Annotated in this window: 17 protein-coding genes; 9 read left to right on the top strand and 8 right to left on the bottom strand. The window is 44.0% G+C overall.

Annotation, left to right across the window (positions count from 1 at the left end; genetic code table 11):
* Positions 1–17 precede the first annotated feature (17 nt).
* The gene (locus IE103_RS13725) at positions 18–1,682 is read left to right on the top strand and encodes a GGDEF domain-containing protein (protein ID WP_189346683.1); all 1,665 of its coding nucleotides are present in this window, start codon (positions 18–20) and stop codon (positions 1,680–1,682) included.
* Positions 1,683–1,867: 185 nt separating this feature from the next.
* Here the strand turns inward: IE103_RS13725 and IE103_RS13720 are convergent, their stop codons facing one another.
* Genes IE103_RS13720 through IE103_RS13685 form a run of 8 tightly spaced genes read right to left on the bottom strand, consistent with a single transcriptional unit; the run spans position 1,868 to position 9,821 of the window.
* Positions 1,868–2,617 (bottom strand): cephalosporin hydroxylase family protein, encoded by a 750-nt coding sequence (locus IE103_RS13720; RefSeq protein ID WP_189346682.1) that lies wholly within the window; start codon positions 2,615–2,617, stop codon positions 1,868–1,870.
* Positions 2,614–3,429, bottom strand: a complete 816-nt coding sequence (locus tag IE103_RS13715) for an NAD-dependent epimerase/dehydratase family protein (RefSeq protein WP_189346681.1) — start codon at positions 3,427–3,429, stop codon at positions 2,614–2,616. The genes IE103_RS13720 and IE103_RS13715 overlap by 4 nt, the downstream gene beginning before the upstream one ends.
* Positions 3,426–3,914, bottom strand: a complete 489-nt coding sequence (locus IE103_RS13710; RefSeq protein ID WP_189346680.1) for an acyltransferase — start codon at positions 3,912–3,914, stop codon at positions 3,426–3,428. The genes IE103_RS13715 and IE103_RS13710 overlap by 4 nt, the downstream gene beginning before the upstream one ends.
* Positions 3,915–3,935: 21 nt before the next feature.
* On the bottom strand, positions 3,936–5,156 hold the full coding sequence (locus tag IE103_RS13705; protein ID WP_189346679.1) for a class I SAM-dependent methyltransferase: 1,221 nt from the start codon (positions 5,154–5,156) through the stop codon (positions 3,936–3,938).
* A complete protein-coding gene (locus IE103_RS13700) occupies positions 5,153–5,722 on the bottom strand; it encodes a dTDP-4-dehydrorhamnose 3,5-epimerase family protein (protein ID WP_189346678.1) in 570 nt (189 codons plus the stop codon). Before IE103_RS13700 ends, IE103_RS13705 begins: the two co-directional genes overlap by 4 nt.
* Positions 5,723–5,770: 48 nt before the next feature.
* The gene (gene rfbG, locus IE103_RS13695; protein ID WP_229827286.1) at positions 5,771–6,886 is read right to left on the bottom strand and encodes a CDP-glucose 4,6-dehydratase; all 1,116 of its coding nucleotides are present in this window, start codon (positions 6,884–6,886) and stop codon (positions 5,771–5,773) included.
* Entirely contained in the window at positions 6,850–7,620 is a 771-nt protein-coding gene (gene rfbF / locus IE103_RS13690) for a glucose-1-phosphate cytidylyltransferase (protein ID WP_189346677.1), read from the bottom strand. Before rfbF ends, rfbG begins: the two co-directional genes overlap by 37 nt.
* Positions 7,617–9,821, bottom strand: a complete 2,205-nt coding sequence (locus IE103_RS13685) for a tetratricopeptide repeat protein (protein ID WP_189346676.1) — start codon at positions 9,819–9,821, stop codon at positions 7,617–7,619. The genes rfbF and IE103_RS13685 overlap by 4 nt, the downstream gene beginning before the upstream one ends.
* 396 nt (positions 9,822–10,217) lie before the next feature.
* Here IE103_RS13685 and IE103_RS13680 point away from each other — a divergent pair, with 396 nt between their 5' ends.
* The 8 genes from IE103_RS13680 (at position 10,218) to IE103_RS13645 (ending at position 17,571) form a co-directional block, all read left to right on the top strand.
* Positions 10,218–11,708, top strand: coding sequence for a flagellin N-terminal helical domain-containing protein (locus IE103_RS13680; protein WP_189346675.1), 1,491 nt, complete (start codon positions 10,218–10,220; stop codon positions 11,706–11,708).
* Positions 11,709–11,799: 91 nt separating this feature from the next.
* Positions 11,800–12,171, top strand: a complete 372-nt coding sequence (locus tag IE103_RS13675) for a flagellar protein FlaG (protein WP_189346674.1) — start codon at positions 11,800–11,802, stop codon at positions 12,169–12,171.
* A 177-nt stretch (positions 12,172–12,348) separates the two neighbouring features.
* A complete protein-coding gene (gene fliD, locus IE103_RS13670) occupies positions 12,349–14,364 on the top strand; it encodes a flagellar filament capping protein FliD (protein WP_189346673.1) in 2,016 nt (671 codons plus the stop codon).
* A 12-nt stretch (positions 14,365–14,376) separates the two neighbouring features.
* The gene (gene fliS / locus IE103_RS13665; RefSeq protein WP_189346672.1) at positions 14,377–14,850 is read left to right on the top strand and encodes a flagellar export chaperone FliS; all 474 of its coding nucleotides are present in this window, start codon (positions 14,377–14,379) and stop codon (positions 14,848–14,850) included.
* A 2-nt stretch (positions 14,851–14,852) separates the two neighbouring features.
* Positions 14,853–15,188 carry a flagellar protein FliT gene (locus IE103_RS13660; protein WP_189346671.1) on the top strand — a complete coding sequence of 112 codons (336 nt, stop codon included), beginning with the start codon at positions 14,853–14,855 and terminating at the stop codon, positions 15,186–15,188.
* A 12-nt stretch (positions 15,189–15,200) separates the two neighbouring features.
* Positions 15,201–16,466, top strand: coding sequence for a flagellar hook-length control protein FliK (fliK, locus tag IE103_RS13655; protein ID WP_189346670.1), 1,266 nt, complete (start codon positions 15,201–15,203; stop codon positions 16,464–16,466).
* The gene (locus IE103_RS13650) at positions 16,450–16,806 is read left to right on the top strand and encodes an EscU/YscU/HrcU family type III secretion system export apparatus switch protein (protein ID WP_189346669.1); all 357 of its coding nucleotides are present in this window, start codon (positions 16,450–16,452) and stop codon (positions 16,804–16,806) included. The genes fliK and IE103_RS13650 overlap by 17 nt, the downstream gene beginning before the upstream one ends.
* A 6-nt stretch (positions 16,807–16,812) precedes the next feature.
* A complete protein-coding gene (locus IE103_RS13645) occupies positions 16,813–17,571 on the top strand; it encodes a flagellar brake protein (protein WP_189346668.1) in 759 nt (252 codons plus the stop codon).
* Positions 17,572–17,582 lie beyond the last annotated feature (11 nt).

The following is a 17,582-nucleotide window of genomic DNA, read 5'->3' as shown; positions in this document are numbered from 1 at the left end:
TTTGCTGAAAGAACGTCATGTCAGACAAGCCCAATAATTCAGTGCCAAAAACGCCGACCGATATCGCACGCGAGACATTTAAACGTCTGGCAATTGAGCGCATTGCCCCTACACCAGCAGCATACAAAAAGCTGTATGTGGAAATATCGGGTGTCGACGATGACGAGCCTGTGAAAGTTGAAGTTCCCAAGATCAATTCGATCAACACGCTTGATCCGAACGAAGCGGAAAATCTGCTCTCCAAGTTTGCAAACAGCTTACAAAAATCTAGTGGGGAACTCGCCAATTTTGGCCATCGATTTAGTCGCGCATTAAAAGCAAAAGATTGGGATGACTTTAGCAAGGGCTTAAACGAACTAGCAAACAAAGTTAGCAACAAACCTTCGATCAGTTTAGTTGACACTGTAGCCCCCACACCAGCAACAGTGAATGCATTACCTAAACGAATTTCACTAGTCGATGACGAGTCAGAAGAAAATCAAACAGAGAGCTTACTAAAGGATTTGCTATTCCGTACCTTAGGAATGGCGCTGAGCTCTCTACTCAAGCCCAACCCTGCACTTGCTGCAGAATCCGAATCACTCGCTAATGCGGTAAAAACTGCCTCAAGTGAAGCAGAATTCAATAGTATCAATTCACGGTTAAAACAACTGTGTTTTCAAATTGAACTAAAAAGTGGCGATACCGCAGAACAGCAAGAACTCTTACTTCGCTTATTCTCACTACTATTAGAAAATGTCCGAGAATTACTCGACGATGATAACTGGTTACGCGGACAGATCGAAGTCGTACAAAACCTGATTGCAGGACCGATTGATCATCGGGCGCTACAAGAAGCCACTCGCAGTCTAAAAGATGTCATCTACAAACAAGGTGCGTTAAAGCATAGCTTGGCAGAGTCAAAAACCTCGGTCAAAAATATGATGGCGACATTTATCGATCGACTCGACGTCATGACGAGCACCACCACCAATTATCAACAAAAAATTAGTGGCTTCTCGAAAGAAATTAGCAATACACGTAATACTGCAGAAGTAGAACACATCATTCGTGAAATCTTGAATGAAACAGAAACGATTCAATCTGAAGCAAGCCGTTCCCAGCAAATTATGCTGGCTGCACAAAAAGAGGTCAAAGAAGCTGAAATTCGTATCAAAGAATTAGAAGATAAACTAAGCCAAATGAGTGAATTGGTCCGAGAAGATCAATTAACCGGCAGTTTAAATCGTCGCGGCATGGATGACATATTTGAGCGTGAAGCAGACCGCGCAGACCGCCGTGGTACAAGTTTATGTATCGCCATGCTTGATTTGGATAACTTCAAAAAACTAAACGATACGCACGGCCACGCTGCCGGTGATGAAGCCTTGATTCATGTAGTAAGAATCGTCAAACAAACATTGCGATCCATCGATGTTATTGCGCGCTATGGTGGCGAAGAATTTCTCATCGTCATGCCAGAAACAAATTTGGATGAAGCTGCAAAGGCTATGACCAGAGTGCAAAGAGAACTCACAACACACTTCTTTACCGCAAACGACCAACGCCTATTTATTACATTTAGCGCCGGTGTCGCTTTACGAGTACCGCACGAGGCACAAGATTCTGTAGTGAAACGTGCGGACAAGGCGATGTATGAAGCAAAAAAAACCGGCAAGAATCGGGTTATTGTTGCGCAGTAGGACACTGAACTATGATGCTAATGCCATGCAGTCCTTCCAGTTACCAAGATTTTTTCTATAACTGATAAAGTCAAAATGCTAGATCCCCAAGTTCATGGAAATCTAGCATCAGAAAAATCTCGCTAATCAGTAGTCAGTATGACGACATTTTTACACGTTGTTAAGTAACGCCGGCTCTACTCCACTTAAGCAATGCGCTTCAAAAAACCATCCGGGGCGACAGTGATCTGCAACTTGTGGTGCATATTTTTATCGATCACAAATTCATTGTGGGATTCAAGATAAGTATGTACTGCTGTCTTAGGGCTATTACCAGGACTCCAAGGACGATTATCAAAGACATCTGCAGGAACATCTTCCACAAATGTATCAAATACCACGCAATAGCTATCCTTGCTAACCAATCTAGCATAAGCGTTTAGCTCAGCCAACACATGCTCATGCGTGTGATTCGAATCCAAGAATACCAACACTTTCTTTTTATCTGCGACCAGCTCTTCAACTTGACGAACAATCTCGGGCGCTACGCTTGAACCTTGTAGCATCTTGATGCGCTTGGACATCGGATGCTGCAAGATAGCTTCACGGTTATGTTCTCGAATATCAATATCAACGCCAATGACAAAAGCATTCGGGTTACCACCGCAAGCGGCATTTAATTCTAATAACGAAGCTGAGTAAATAATTGAGCCGCCATGCGCGATACCAGTTTCGATAATCACATCAGGTTGTACTGTCCAAATCAATTCTTGCATCGCGATCATATCGATAGGATTTTGAATAATAGGACGGCCTAACCAAGAAAAATTATAAACATACTGGCGACGCATGCTTTGTTCTAGCCAAACTCTCGATTGTTTTTGAAACTCAACATCACTTGCTAGTGCTTCAATGCGTGCTTCTCGCTCTTTCTCAAACTGCTGTATCGGATTCATATCGCCTCGCCGTAATATTGAAGAAGACTTGGCAAATCCTGCACCAAATCATGCGTTCTAAAACCAACTATGGATTCTACTTTTTTTGTCTCTATACGCGGAAATTTTATTGCAGGCGCATTCGCTTGAAACTCGCAAATTACACCAGCACTTGTCAAAAAATCGGCAATCATTCTATTCGAAACATTTCGCCCGGAAGCTAAATTAAAAATACCCGTCGCATCGTGCAATGCAATCTGTGGTAGTGCCAACACGACGTCCTTCACTGAGATAAAATCTTTCTCCGATTCTGGTGAGCTACCAAACTGAACAGATTTGAAACGCGCCGCTGCGCTCAAAATCTCTGCCAAAAAATTCTGCGGCGGCATTTGCTCCCCATAGACATTCGAAAGCCGCACAATCTTCACTGGACGACCACTTTGCAAACACAAGCTTTCACCCATCAATTTGGATAAGTTATACAGATCACCCGCAATTTCAGGATTGACTATAAGCGCCCCCGTCTCAGAGGTCGAAGACGCATTCGCATAGACACGTGTACTCGACAAATAAGTCAGTGAATCAAACTGCGCAATTTGTAGCCACTTCGCCAAATAACTGACGTGCGCTTCAACCGTATCGAATGGTCGTTGTCGAAAATCTGCGGTTAATCCAGCGCAATAAAATAGATGTCCGTAAGCACGATTAGCCTGCGGTTGTACATCGCGCGCAATTACTTCACAAGTCCAGCCAATACTACGCAGATGTGTAAGCAAGTGGCTACCAACAAATCCACGCGCACCAATCAGCGTTGCATGTAAATCCTTCGTCATTCACGCCATCCTAAGTGCCGCAGAGGATTCCCTGCTTGTATCGAATAAGCAGGAATTTCTCCTCGCACTAACGAGCCAGCGCCAATCACGCAGCCAGTACGCAAAATTGCACCATCCAAAATGATGACGTTTGCGCCAATCCACACATCATCCTCAATCACGATGCCACCGCGGCTAGGTAAAAATCCTTGCTGGTTGATTTTGCGAGATTTATCTTTATACGCATGATTGACTGGCGCAAAAGTACAGTTTGCTGCGATAGCAACGTCGTTTCCGATGCTTATTCCATTTCCGGTGTAGAGGACACAACCCGAGTTAATCACCGTTCTTTCACCGATGACTACATTGCCTGTACCACCAGCGGGTTTCACTTTGACAAAGCTGTCGATACTCGAATACGCTCCAATCACAATGCGCGTACCGCGTATGGAATCTTCGATATCGGCGAATTTTGAAATTTTTGCTTGCGGATGAATCTCAATCAAAGTGATACTCCTTAATCACAATCAAAAAATTCGCAATTGCGGAATCGCGATGACAAATTGTGCGCCCCACTCTCTTACAAATGATAATTCTTGCGTGATTTCTTGCTCTAAATTCCACGGAAAAATAATGACTCGATCGGGACGATGCTGCCGTAAATAATCGATATCTACAATCGGTATCCGACTACCGGGTAAATACTTTCCTTGTTTTTGTGGGTTTTTATCGACTACGTATTCAATTAAATCACTGCGTATTCCCGCAAAATTTAACAATGTGTTGCCCTTTGCGGCAGCCCCATAGGCCGCAACCAGTAATCCATCACGTTTAAATTGAATTAACTGCTCCAGCAAAGCATATTTAGCGCGATCGGCATTATTCTGCAATCGTAAATAAAATGTATCACCTAACATTCCAGCAGCTTCTTCTTGCTGTAGACATTCCTTAACACGATCTGAGACTAAATGATGTGAACCCGCTTGAGCAAAAACGCGTAGACTACCACCGTGAGTAGGCAAGAATTCGACATCAAATATATACAAACCATTTGCTTCAAATATTTTTTTGACCGCTGTTAACGATAAATAAGAATAATGCTCATGGTATGCCGTATCAAATTGATTGAGATTGACCATATTTAGCAGATGAGGAAACTCAAAGGTTGCTACACCAGTAGACTTCAGCAATGTCGCAAACCCACGAACAAAGTCATTAATGTCAGGTACATGCGCCAGCACATTATTGGCCGCAATCAAATCCGCCTGTTTGCCCTCTAAACTTAATTGAGCAGCAAGCGACTCTCCGAAAAATTCTTCAATGATTTCTATCCCTCGTTGCTTAGCAGCCGCCGCGGTACTGCGCGTCGGCTCAATACCGTAACAAGGAATACCTAGGGCTTGTACATATTGCAGAAGATAACCATCATTGGCAGCGACTTCCACCACTTTGCTTTTCGAATTCAAACTAAAGCGTTGCTGCATCGTTTGCACATAATGCTTTGCATGGGCTAACCAAGAACTCGAATAAGAACTGAAATAAGCATAGTCTTCGGTGAACAAAGACTCACGCTGAGAAAAATCCTCGGTTTGTACCAAATAACAGGATCGGCACAACAGCAATTTCAATGGAAAATAAGACTCAGGAAGCGACAACTGTGCTTTGCTTAAATACGAATTTGATGGCGGCGCAGTAGCTAGATCAAGACAGACGAAATCAAGCTGGCTCGAGCAATGACGGCATTTCACAGTTTGACTCCTTCAAAATTCTCTGTCAGAAAAGCGAACGCATTGTCGCGCTCCGACCTTTGCGTCACGGACAAAGGCCAGGTCAAGCCGAGTCGAGTATCAAAGGCGTTCAATCCGGCTTCATAATCCGGGGCATATTTCGCACTATGGCAGTAAAACATATCGACCTTGTCAGTTAAAGTTTGAAAACCATGTGCACAGCCTGGTGGAATTAACAAGCTTGTTTGATTTTGAGCAGAAAGCTCTATCGCGACATGCTGAAGAAAGCTGGACGATCCATGTCGGACATCAACCACCACATCCCAAACTGCACCTGCGAAACATGACACAAGTTTGCTCTCCGCATAAGGTGTCAACTGATAATGCAAACCTCGCACTGTTCCTTGCTGCGCTGTAAAGCTATGGTTGATCTGAGCAATTTGCCCCTCCCATCCAAGTGATTGCATCGTATCTGCACAGAAAATCCGCTCAAAAAAACCACGCTGATCGCCACGTTTGATGCGCTCAATAACGTAAAGCCCAGAAATCGCAGTCGGCTTAGCAACTAACCCATTTTGTCCGCTCACATTAGGCCCTTAAATCCGTGTTCACTTTAACTTGCAGCGCGTTTCTTCTCAACTTTCGCCAAACAAATAGGCATCCATATCAGCTGCACATAATTTAGCTGCACTAGCTCCGTGCAAATAGGATTTGTACCAATCCATGCTACGTTGAACAGCTTCTTTCAAATTCCAACGTGGATAAACCCCTAACTGCTTTTTCGCTAAACCATTATCTAAGTGTAATAACCCAGCCTCATGTGGACCTGCGATCTGTTCTGCAAATTTGACTGTCCCTGAACCAAAGCTTCGCTGCGCTTGTTCTATAACCTCACGTACAGTTACCGCATCGATAATGTCTGGACCAAAGTTGTAGGCATTACTCAATTCAGGTCCAGCGCTACAGTTTCGCGCCAAATTTTGTGCCAATATCAAATACGCACATAATGGTTCTAACACATGTTGCCACGGTCGAATCGCATCGGGACGGCGGATATCTAATTCCTGCTGCTGCGACCAAGCGCGTACCGCATCGGGTATTAGTCGATCAGCAGCCCAGTCGCCACCACCGATAACATTACCAGCTCTTGCTGTCGCGACACCGATATGCTGCAGAAAACACTGTTTATAACTACTTACTAAAATTTCACAAGCTGCTTTACTGGCGCTGTATGGATCATGCCCGCCTAGAGCATCATGCTCTTGGTATGCCTGTCCACTCTCATTATTTTTATAAACTTTATCCGTGGTCACGATTACCATAGCGCGAATTGAGGCTTGTGTTCGAGCGGCCTCCAACAAATTCAAAGTACCGACAAAATTGCTGGTCATGGTGGCAAAAGGATCGAGATAACTCTGCTTAACTAAAGCTTGTGCTGCGAAGTGAAAAACAATTTCTGGATTTGCCCTCGCTAACCACGCACCTAAAGTGTCTGCATTGCGAATATCACCGATTTGACTATCGATATGCGTTTCAACTTGCGCACTCGTAAATAAATTTGGCTGCGTGCTAGGAGCCAATGCATAACCATAGACTTGAGCACCTAATCGCGTGAGCAACAAGGCCATCCAGCTTCCTTTAAAACCGGTATGCCCAGTTAATGCCACACGTCGTCCGCGCCAGAAAGCTGGATCGGGATTCGCGCCAATAGAGCTCACCAACATTTCCACGGTGCTCTCCCGCTTTGCCATAGATCTTCCAACATATTTTTTTCACGCAAGGTATCCATCGGCTGCCAAAAACCTGAGTGTTCAAATGCCATTAATTCCTGACTTTGCGCCAAACTGGTCAATGGTTCAGATTCCCAACTCGTCGAATCTGCCGCAATCAAATCGATTACCTTGGGCGATAACACGAAAAAACCACCGTTAATCCAACCGCCATCGCCGCGCGGCTTTTCGACAAAGCCTTTAACAAAATCGCCATCGCGCTCGAGCGCACCAAAACGACCAGGTGGCAATACTGCAGTCACTGTCGCCAATTTTCCATGTTGCCGATGAAAAGCCAATTGTTCTGTAATGTTGACGTCAGACAAACCATCGCCATACGTGAAACAGAATGCCTCTTCGTCTTTTAGATACTGCGCAACACGTTTTAATCGACCGCCCGTCATCGTGTCTTCACCAGTATCAACCAACGTCACGCGCCAAGGCTCTGCATGATGTTCATGTACTTCGACCTGATTAGTTTTCATGTCAAAAGTAACGTCCGACATATGCAAAAAATAATTCGCAAAATACTCTTTAATTAGATAGCCCTTATAACCACAACAAATCACAAAATCATTCACCCCATGAGCAGAGTAGGTTTTCATAATGTGCCAAAGAATAGGATGCCCGCCAATATCAATCATTGGTTTTGGCTTTAGATGCGTCTCTTCAGAAATCCGCGTGCCTAATCCACCTGCCAAGATCACTGCTTTCATGCTGAACCCTTCTCACAATAGATTTGCCACATCTGACGGTATGCTTTTTCAACGGATCTCGCAAAAGCATCTTCGTTCATTAACATCGATGCTTCCATTTCTTGTCGCATCGTTTTGCGCATATGCACTAATCCGTCGATATCGTGGGCAAGAATAATCGCCTTTTGCGCATATTCTTCTTCGCTTGTCGCTATCCATTCCGGACGCCCCATTCCCATTAATACACTGGATCCAATGCGCCCCACGGGAGGTCTATCTTGCAATGTTACAAAAGGAATGCCCATATACAAAGTCTCCAGCAAAGTGGTTCCAGAGTTATGCGGAAAGCAGTCCAAACCAATATCGATACGCTTCAAGACTTCCCACGATGGGGAACTAAATCCGATATCCAAGCGCGAGCGTTCAATTCCGTATCGCATAAATCGCCCTGCCATCTCTTCTTGAACTAAAGGGTCTTTAAAGTCACCGCTATTAATTACCAGTCGAGAATTTGGCATCGCGTCGAGAATCGCAGCCCAAATTCTTACTACTCGATGATTAATCCTTGTGGTGCGTGACAGGCTACCAAAAGTTACGATACCTGTCTGACTCGCTGGCGATTCGTTCAATATCGCCAATCGTGTGTCGGGTCGATAAACATAAGCTGGTCCGTCTAATCGCCAAATCTTCTCTGAGAACAAATGATCACAATCACCTGTTACGCTTGGACTATCTGTCATGAAATAATCCACTGTACTTAAACCTGTCGTATAACCATATTCGAGCCAATGTAAAGATACTGGCGCCGGTTTCTGTGCAAAAATCATCAATCGATTCGAATTCGTATGTCCAGAAACGTCGATCAAAATATCAATTTTATCGGCACGAATTTGCGCAACTGCCTGATCATCTGTCATTCCGCGAATAGGAATCCAGTGATCGACGATCTTCTTATAATGCTCTGTCACCTCGTCTTCAAATGGGATTTGTGCGTAAGCAAAAATCTCGACTTGCGTCCGATCATGTTTTTCTAGTAATGGAATCAAGAAGTACTTACAAACCTGGTTATAAAAGGATTGGCATACATAACCTACTCTTAAGCGTCGTCCAGGCACTTTTTCATTATCAAACGGCAACCACCGATCCCGAAGTTGCACCGCGAATCGCTGATCAAATTCTCGATAAGCATTAAAAATCACCTCTGCAGACAAGTCTGGATGGTAATTCAAGCAGAACAAGATATTTGTGTAAACTTTTCGATTAAAACTAGAATGATCGTCTTTTCTGAAAGAGACAGCTTGAATATAAGCCTCAATCGCTGCATCCAAATATCCACCATCCCTCAGGGCATCACCGTAAGCTGCCCAAATTTCAGGAATTTGATCGGTCAGCTGAAGTGCGCTACGACTACAATCAATCGCTTGCTGAATCTGACCACCATGACGATAAGCTTCAATCAGATTTGGATACACTTGGTATAAATCAGGTTGAATTCGTAGTGCTTGATGATAGACCTCGATTGCTGATTGGCAGCGATCAAGAGATCGATAAGTTAAACCTAAATTATTATAGAGATACGCCATCTCAGGTGCTAACTGAATCGCTCTCGAAAAGCTCTCAATCGCCTCTTCATAATTTCCCAGGAAGCGATGTGCATTGCCTAAATTGTTATAAGCAGTCGCCATCTCCGGCGCAAGTTCTACCGTGCGTTTTAATACCTCTAATGATTCTGAGCAACGCTCTAATGAAGTCAATGCACAAGCCAAATTGTTGAGCACATGCGGGTTGTTCGGCAAAATTTCTGATGCACGCAATGCGGCCTCGTGCGCGGCTTCATACTTTTGTTGCTCAAGACAAGCGATCGATAAATAGTCCCAAGCGATACCGTCCTTGGGGCGCAAATTAACCAACCAGCGACTGGCTTGCTCCAATAAAGCGTACGACTTACGTGATACAAAGCGATTTAGAATGGTGTAATAGGCTTTTGAATCAATTACTGTTTTATGCGAAATCGAAAATGCTCTCTGCAAATGTTCGATCGCATTTTCATCTTGATCTAGATGAAAATAAATTTTTGCTAATAATATATGCGCTTCTTCATGTAAGGGAAAGCGTTGAATTACTCTTGAAGCGGAGGCAATTGCCTCGGCAAGTTTTCCCGCCTTAACTAATGCCTGCGCTTCACGCATTGTTGCTTTTATATCGAACCCCGATTTACTCATCGCATTCTCTTTCGTGTAAAGACAGTTCTGTTTTACCAGCTAATGCCAAGTTCTACAATTCATGACCGTTAATGAACAACAAATCATGACAAAAAATTTAATACGAAGCAGAAAAATTGGCAATTTTTAGTATTTTACAAACTAGCTCTCACAACAAATTGCCTAAAAAGAAGTGTAAATCTTCTTCAAATTAGCCCTTAAGTATTTTAAAAAGCTGCCGTCTAGCGGAAAAAGCCAAAAAACTTAAGCACAAAAAATAATATTTATTTTGAGCAATTTCCTCAATTTTTTAAAATGCCGCCCGTTACCTGATTCAACGACGGTGCAATGGTCAATAAGACAGACCGAAGTTCAAGCTAAACGTCGAGTTGAATTAACCAAGTTAGGAGAACCATCATGGCTTCATATATCAATACCAACATCGCGTCTTTAAATGCACAACGTAATTTATCGACATCCCAAAGTTCGTTGAACACATCCTTGCAACGTTTGTCTTCTGGCTTGCGTATTAATAGCGCGAAAGACGATGCTGCAGGTTTGGCGATTTCTGAACGTATGACTTCACAAATCGGCGGCTTGAATCAAGCTGCACGTAACGCTAATGACGGTATCTCTTTAGCACAAACAGCTGAGGGCGCATTAAGCCAAATCGGTGCTAACTTGCAACGTATTCGTGACTTGGCAGTTCAATCTGCGAATGCATCAAACAGCGTAACAGACCGCGCTGCTTTGAACAACGAAGCTTCTCAGTTGATTTCTGAAATCAACCGTGTTGCAAGCAACACAAACTTCAACGGTGTTAATTTGTTGGATGGCTCTTTTGCTGCTCAAACTTTCCAAGTTGGCGCAAACGGTACTGCTAACGATCAAATTAGCATTACTTCGATCGCTAGCGCTAAATCTTCAGCATTGGGTGTTGGTGCATCTTCTAGCTACTCTACAACTGTTGCCGGTGCAGGCGCGGTTACAACGACTGCATTGGCTGCTGGCGACTTGTCAATCAACGGCTTCCAAGTTGGTGCTTCAGCTTCTGACGGTGTTTCATTCTCGAATGCAACAGGCAGTGGTATCGCAAAAGCAGCTGCGATCAACGCAATCAGTGGAAGCACTGGCGTAACTGCAACAGTTGGTGCAACCACAGTTGCTGGTACAGCTTCTACCTCTGCTACAGCGATTGCATCCGGCGACATTACCATTAACGGCGTAAATCTCGGCGCACTCTCAGCTTCAACATCTGGCGCACAACGTGGCGCACAAGTTGCCGCAGCGGTTAATGCAATTTCGACTCAAACTGGCGTTACAGCAACATTCAATACAACAACTGGTGCTGTGGCTTTGGCTGCGGCTGACGGACGCAATATTACAGTTACAGCGAGCACCAATGCTGCAGCTGCGGCGGCAAATACAGGTATCACTGTGTCCGCAACTGGCGCAACAGACATCTCGACGTCAACCTTGAGCTTGAGTTCTTCTAGTTCCGCTGGTATCACATTAGCAAACGGTACTGGTACAGGTTTAACAGCTGCGAACTTGACAGGTGGTTTCACATCCGCAACAACTACAGTTGGCGCTGGCGTATCCTCTCTGAATTTAGGTACAGCGGCAGGGGCGACAGCGGCTTTAACCACCATTGACGCCGCACTGCAGTCGATCAATACCTCTCGTGCGTCTTTAGGTGCGTATCAAAACCGCTTCTCATCCGCAGTTGCTAGCTTGCAAACGAACTCTGAAAACTTGTCAGCATCACGTAGCCGTATCCGTGACGCAGACTTCGCGCAAGAAACTGCAACATTGACACGTGGTCAGGTATTGCAACAAGCAGGTACAGCGATCTTGGCACAGGCAAACGCGTTACCACAAGGCGTGTTGGCTCTGTTAAGAGGTTAAACAATAATGTAGTTCATCACATTATTCTCTGATGTAGATTGTCCCCTGCCCAAATTTTTTGGTCAGGGGAATTTTACTTAAAGGAAAGATCATGGACATTCAATCGATAGGCAGAAGTTCGCCGTCTGGATCACTGATCGCAGAAAAACTCCCTCCTTCCTCACCCGCTGTCGCGAATATTCAAAATGCGACCAATGCGCAAACGACTACTGCTGTTACTCAAGCGGCGAAATCCCCATCCTTAAGCGAAGTAAACAAAGCTGTCAGTGAAATCAATAAAATGGTTCAAAGCTCATCACAAAACTTAGAATTTAGTGTCGATTCTGACGCTGAGGAAGTAGTTGTGAAAGTCATTGATCAACAAACAAAAGAAGTGTTACGCCAAATACCGTCCGTTGAGGCGCTAGAAATCGCTAAATCACTGGACAAATTACAAGGCCTACTAATCAAGCAAGAGGCTTAGTCTTTATACGCACGTGACTCTATTAGATGCGCACTAATATGACGACTTTCTGTTTTATGCAATTCACAAGTCAAAATTATTGCAAGATGAAAATAGAAAGGGAAATGCCCCTCTAAAGTCTGAATTGCTTTTGCCGTTAAACTTGTACAGTAACGATACTTACAAAAGGGGAACGTTGTGGCCATTCAATCAACTGGGGTAGGCTCTAATTTAGATGTCAACAGCCTGATCAGCAAGCTGATGCAGGTAGAGAGCCAACCGTTAACTTCCCTCGCAAAAAAAGAAGCTAGCTATCTCGCAAAACTCACTGCGTATGGCTCATTAAATGGTGCGCTAAGCACATTTCAAAGTGCCTTCGTTGGACTCAGCAGCACATCAACGTTTCAGAACCTAAGTGCTAACGTCGGTGATGCAAGCATATTAAATGCAACAACAACCAGCGTTGCTACCGCTGGCAACTACAACATTAATGTTACACAATTAGCGAAAGCACAAACAATCTCCAGTGCTGGACAAGTAAGTACCACAGACACCATTGGAACTGGGGCAACCACCACAATTACTTTTCAGTTTGGAACTATTAGCGGTGGAACCTTAACAAATGGTATTTATAGTGGCGCAGATTTTACTCAAGATGCGAATCAAGCAATTGGTACCGTCACGATTGACAGTACCAATAACTCATTACAAGGTATTCGTGATGCGATTAATGCTGCAGGAAAAGGCGTCACAGCTTCCATTGTTGGTGATGGCTCTGCTACTCCATACCACTTGGTTCTCAGCTCCAATAAGACAGGTGCTACCTCGAGTCTAAAAATTGATGTGAGTGGTGACGCCACATTGCAGTCGCTTCTCAGTTATGACCCAGAAGGAACACAAAATTTAAAAGAAACAACAACTGGGCAAAACGCCACTTTATCGATTAACGGCATTGACATTACAAGCGCTTCAAATACGGTCAACGACGCAGTTCAAGGCGCTGCAATCACGCTATCAAAAACTGGTAGTACCACACTAGCATTGAGCAATAACACATCTGGTGTACAGAACTCGATCAATGGCTTTGTCAAAGCGTACAATGATTTACAAGCCACATTTAAGTCATTAACAGGTTTCGACGCTTCGACCAAAAAAGGCGGTGTTTTGACTGGTGATGCCGCTGCACGCGGAGCGCAAAGTCAAGTGAGAAATGCGCTGTCATCGGCAGTAAATGGCTTGGGTGGAAATATAACAACGCTCTCCTCGATTGGAATTAGCTTTCAAAAAGATGGAACATTAAGTGTTGACTCGACTAAGCTACAAACTGCGCTCAACAACAATTTCAAAGACATCAGCGGACTATTTGCTACGATCGGTAAAGCGACGGATAGCTTAGTAAGTTATAGCAGCTCAACGAATGCGACTGCACAAGGCAATTACGCGCTGAATGTAACCGCGCTAGCAACGCAAGGAAGTTTGACGGGTGATTTGGATCTGAATGCAGCTAGTACAACGATAGATCCCAACACCAGCATCAATGTCACTATTGATGGCACTTCAGCATCAGTTTCTCTTGCCGCGGGCAACTATACCGCTAGCCAATTGACTACCTTATTACAAACCTCGATTAACGGTACCAGCGCCTTCAGTGCAGCAGGTATCAAAGTTAATGCGGCGATCACTGGAAGTGGATTTTTAAAACTCACTTCTAATAGCTATGGAAGCACATCCAATGTCTCGCTTAATAACGGTACCGGAACCAGTGTCTCTGCACTGACAGGGACAATTTCCAGCGGCACAGTCGGGACCAACGTCACAGGTTCACTAAATGGTGTTGCCGCGGTTGGTTCTGGACAATTTTTAACTGGATCAAATGGATCAGCGGCTGAGGGGCTAAGAGTCCTAGTCACCGGTGGTACCACCGGCGATCGCGGCACCATCCACTTTTCCAAAGGTTATGCTAGCCAACTGAGCAATCTGTTCACTTCAATTGTTGGAAGTGGTGGCAGCATTTCTAGTTCCACGGATGGCGTCAATCGCACGATCAAAGATATTGGAAAACAACGAGATACACTAAATAGTCGTCTCATTGATACCGAGGCGCGCTACCGCGCACAATTTACTGCACTTGATACGATCATTAGCGGTTTGAACAATACAAGTAGCTTTCTTACACAGCAGCTTTCTGCATTAACTGGCACCAACACCAAATAATTGAGGATTTCTATGTTTGGCACATCTAATTCACATGGGGCAAACGCCTACGCTAAAGTAGGCATTGAAACCGGCGTCATTTCTGCAAGTCCACATAAGTTGATTGTCATGTTATATGACGGTGCCATTGTTGCGCTCAACAATGCAATCATGCATATGAAGAATCAAGATATTGCGGCGAAGGGTCACTCCATTTCAAAAGCAATAGCGATCATAGAAAATGGTCTGCGCGCTAGTTTGGACAAAAAAGCAGGTGGCGAAATCGCAACTAGTCTCGATACCTTATATGAATATATGAGCAGCCGTTTACTCCAAGCCAATATTAACAATCAGCCAGAAGGCTTAATTGAGGTTCAAAATTTGCTGCGCGATTTAAAGTCCTCTTGGGAAGCCATTGCGCCAGAAAAAAATACGATCAAGCAAGACGCTCCACTACCACAAGTTGATCCGCTCGCTCCGCGCCGTGCAACTTTTTTCGAGGCATAACTATGAATAGTTTTGAACTGTTAACTGTGTATGAAAAAGTTGCTCATATCACGTCTGAAATGCTTGAAGCCGCACGTGCCAACGATTGGGAATTGTTGGCGAAGTTAGAAAATGATTGTAGCAATCAAGTAAGCACCTTACGTCAATTTGAAGGTCCTAGTGAATTGCCTAGCGATTTAAAGGCAAAAAAAATTACCATTATCAAACAAATTTTGGCTGATGATCGCGCGATTCGCGACATTACTGAACCTTGGATGAAAAATCTCGCCAACCTAATGAAGAGTTCTAGCACGAGTCGCAAACTATCTCAAAGTTATGGTGCGAATCAAATGGGTTAGAGTCACTTAATCATGCCGAGCATCTTTCCACGCTTAGATCCCAATCTGGTCATCACAACTGGCGTGGAAGGACCAACCGCACTAAAAGCCATTGAAGCAATTAAGAATGAAATCGTTCAAAGGCTAGGTCAAATTGGGGTTGGAAAACATATCCAAGCCGAGGTGCTAGCGAAGTTAAATGATGGCAGTTATATCGCAAAAATTGATGGTATTGCCATGCGCCTTGCGCTACCAACGACAACGCAGATCGGGCAAAAACTATCACTAACGCTACTTCAGCTGGTGCCTCGCACTATCTTTTTACTTGATGGAAAAAGCCAAGTGAACTTGCTTGATCCACCCAGAAAATCAAATTCAATTGAAGCATTACAGATAAAGTCAGCCCTCGCTGATGAATCTAGTACGCAGTTATCCAAATCGATCTCCGGCGAAGCTAATCTGTCCACATTTTCTGTGCAAGAGACAACACTACAATCACCAAAACAGCTGTCAACTTCTCAACTTCAAGCACCACAACATCTGACCGCAAATCAACGCTTTGCGAATCAATATCTTGCAAGCGAACCGATAGACCAAAGTTCGCAAACTGATTTAAGTCCTACCGGACAATTAATTAACGCGCTCTTGCAAGAGACTAAGAATCCTCAAGAAAAATCAAATATCAAAGTATTAGCTCCCTTGTTAGAGACTGATAAAAACTTCATCCCCGAAAAACAAATCGCAAAACATATTGAAAGCCATTTGCATCAGAGTATAAGTAGTAGTGGATTATTTTACGAGTCGCATGTTACGCAATGGTTGCTAGGGCAAAAAAGCCGCACTGAAATTGAATTAGAACCACAAGCAAAGATCGCTGTTGAATTAGAACAGTCCGTGCTCGTCAATAAAGAAGAAAGCCATCACAGCGCTTTAGCCCAAATCATTCATCAACAGCTAGATATTCTTGAACAGCAGAGATTAACCTGGTCGGGGCTATTAGCGCCAAATATGCCTTTAGAATGGGAAGTGAACGAACAGCCTCAGCAAGAGACATCTTCGGAAAACAATTCAGAGACAATCCAAAGTTGGCTCAGCCATTTGCGCATTCATCTGCCTCAACTTGGCTTAGTCGATATTCAATTACAACTACGTGATAACCAAGTTCAACTCGCAATTCAGGCCGAGCATCAAGATTCAAGCGAGTTTTTAAAAGCAGCCTACCCTTCCCTAGAACGCTCGATAGAAACAAGTGGCGCGCACATCCAATCATTCTCGGTTAAACATGAAGAACGAGACTAATTCAAAGCCCATTTCTTCCGCCGATAACCACGCTGACAATCGTAATCAAAGCGCGGTTGCGCTCAGTTACAATCCAGAAAATGGTGCTCCACGAGTCGTCGCCAAAGGAAAAGGATTGCTTGCGGAAGAGATTATCGCTAGAGCCAATGAACACGGAATTTTCATTCATCAATCAACAGAACTAGTCAAATTATTGATGAAAGTGGATTTAGACGACAACATTCCCCCTGCTCTTTACACAGTTGTTGCAGAACTACTCGCTTGGCTTTACCATATTGAATCCGAGATAACTACAAAACAACAAATCTCGCCGACCTCTCGTCCAATTACTACAGAATAAAGCAATATGTCATTAGCGCTCCCGTCTTTAGGAACAGAAAATCAAAGTCCATATCAAGTTGAGTCCAGACGTGAAATCTTGGCTTTATTAAAAGGGTTTAGAGATAAGTCTCAGTTGATTAGTTTAATGATCAACAATGGCAGTGAGGCATTTATCACCTCGGTATTGGATATTGACGATGCCAATAACACCGTGATTATCGATAGTGCCCCGGGAAACGAAGCGAACCAAAGAATTGTTGAAGCATCGAGCGTATTCTTTGATGGCCTGCTAGATCGCATCAGCATTCAGTTCTCATCGTCTAAATTGCAGCGCACACAATTTGAAGGCCGACCTGCGCTACAGATGCCAGTGCCAACCTCGGTGATCCGATTACAACGCCGAGAAAATTATCGCATTAACACGCCGGTATCGATGCCGATTAAATGTGTGATTCCTATCGAAACGGAGTCTGGCAAACAAAACCAGAAATTTTCTTTGGTAGACATTAGTTGTGGTGGTATCGCGATCCTAGATGACCGCAATTTAATCGATATCACTATCGGTACTTGCTATGAATTTTGTCAAATAGATATACCGAATATCGGGTTGATCGACTTAACACTACAAATCCGAAATTCTCAAGAGTTGACACTGCTGAATGGCAAAACCACGCGTCGAATTGGTTGTGCCTTTGTGAATCTTTCGAGTCGCACCTTAACTTCGGTTCAGAGATACATCATGAAGCTAGAGCGCGAGCGAAATGCCAAGATGACTGGCATGTGATGGCAAAAATA

Origin of the sequence: Affinundibacterium macrobrachii (assembly GCF_014652415.1) — a bacterium.
GTDB classification, from domain to species: domain Bacteria; phylum Pseudomonadota; class Gammaproteobacteria; order Burkholderiales; family Burkholderiaceae_D; genus Undibacterium; species Undibacterium macrobrachii.
This window is presented reverse-complemented; position numbering and strand designations above follow the sequence as displayed.

Coding starts and splice junctions, on each gene's coding strand:
- IE103_RS13725 (WP_189346683.1), top strand. CDS start 18: ATGTCAGACAAGCCCAATAATTCAGTGCCAAAAACGCCGACCGATATC.
- IE103_RS13720 (WP_189346682.1), bottom strand. CDS start 2,617: ATGAATCCGATACAGCAGTTTGAGAAAGAGCGAGAAGCACGCATTGAA.
- IE103_RS13715 (WP_189346681.1), bottom strand. CDS start 3,429: ATGACGAAGGATTTACATGCAACGCTGATTGGTGCGCGTGGATTTGTT.
- rfbG (WP_229827286.1), bottom strand. CDS start 6,886: ATGGCAAAGCGGGAGAGCACCGTGGAAATGTTGGTGAGCTCTATTGGC.
- rfbF (WP_189346677.1), bottom strand. CDS start 7,620: ATGAAAGCAGTGATCTTGGCAGGTGGATTAGGCACGCGGATTTCTGAA.
- IE103_RS13685 (WP_189346676.1), bottom strand. CDS start 9,821: ATGAGTAAATCGGGGTTCGATATAAAAGCAACAATGCGTGAAGCGCAG.
- IE103_RS13680 (WP_189346675.1), top strand. CDS start 10,218: ATGGCTTCATATATCAATACCAACATCGCGTCTTTAAATGCACAACGT.
- IE103_RS13675 (WP_189346674.1), top strand. CDS start 11,800: ATGGACATTCAATCGATAGGCAGAAGTTCGCCGTCTGGATCACTGATC.
- fliS (WP_189346672.1), top strand. CDS start 14,377: ATGTTTGGCACATCTAATTCACATGGGGCAAACGCCTACGCTAAAGTA.
- IE103_RS13660 (WP_189346671.1), top strand. CDS start 14,853: ATGAATAGTTTTGAACTGTTAACTGTGTATGAAAAAGTTGCTCATATC.
- fliK (WP_189346670.1), top strand. CDS start 15,201: ATGCCGAGCATCTTTCCACGCTTAGATCCCAATCTGGTCATCACAACT.
- IE103_RS13650 (WP_189346669.1), top strand. CDS start 16,450: ATGAAGAACGAGACTAATTCAAAGCCCATTTCTTCCGCCGATAACCAC.
- IE103_RS13645 (WP_189346668.1), top strand. CDS start 16,813: ATGTCATTAGCGCTCCCGTCTTTAGGAACAGAAAATCAAAGTCCATAT.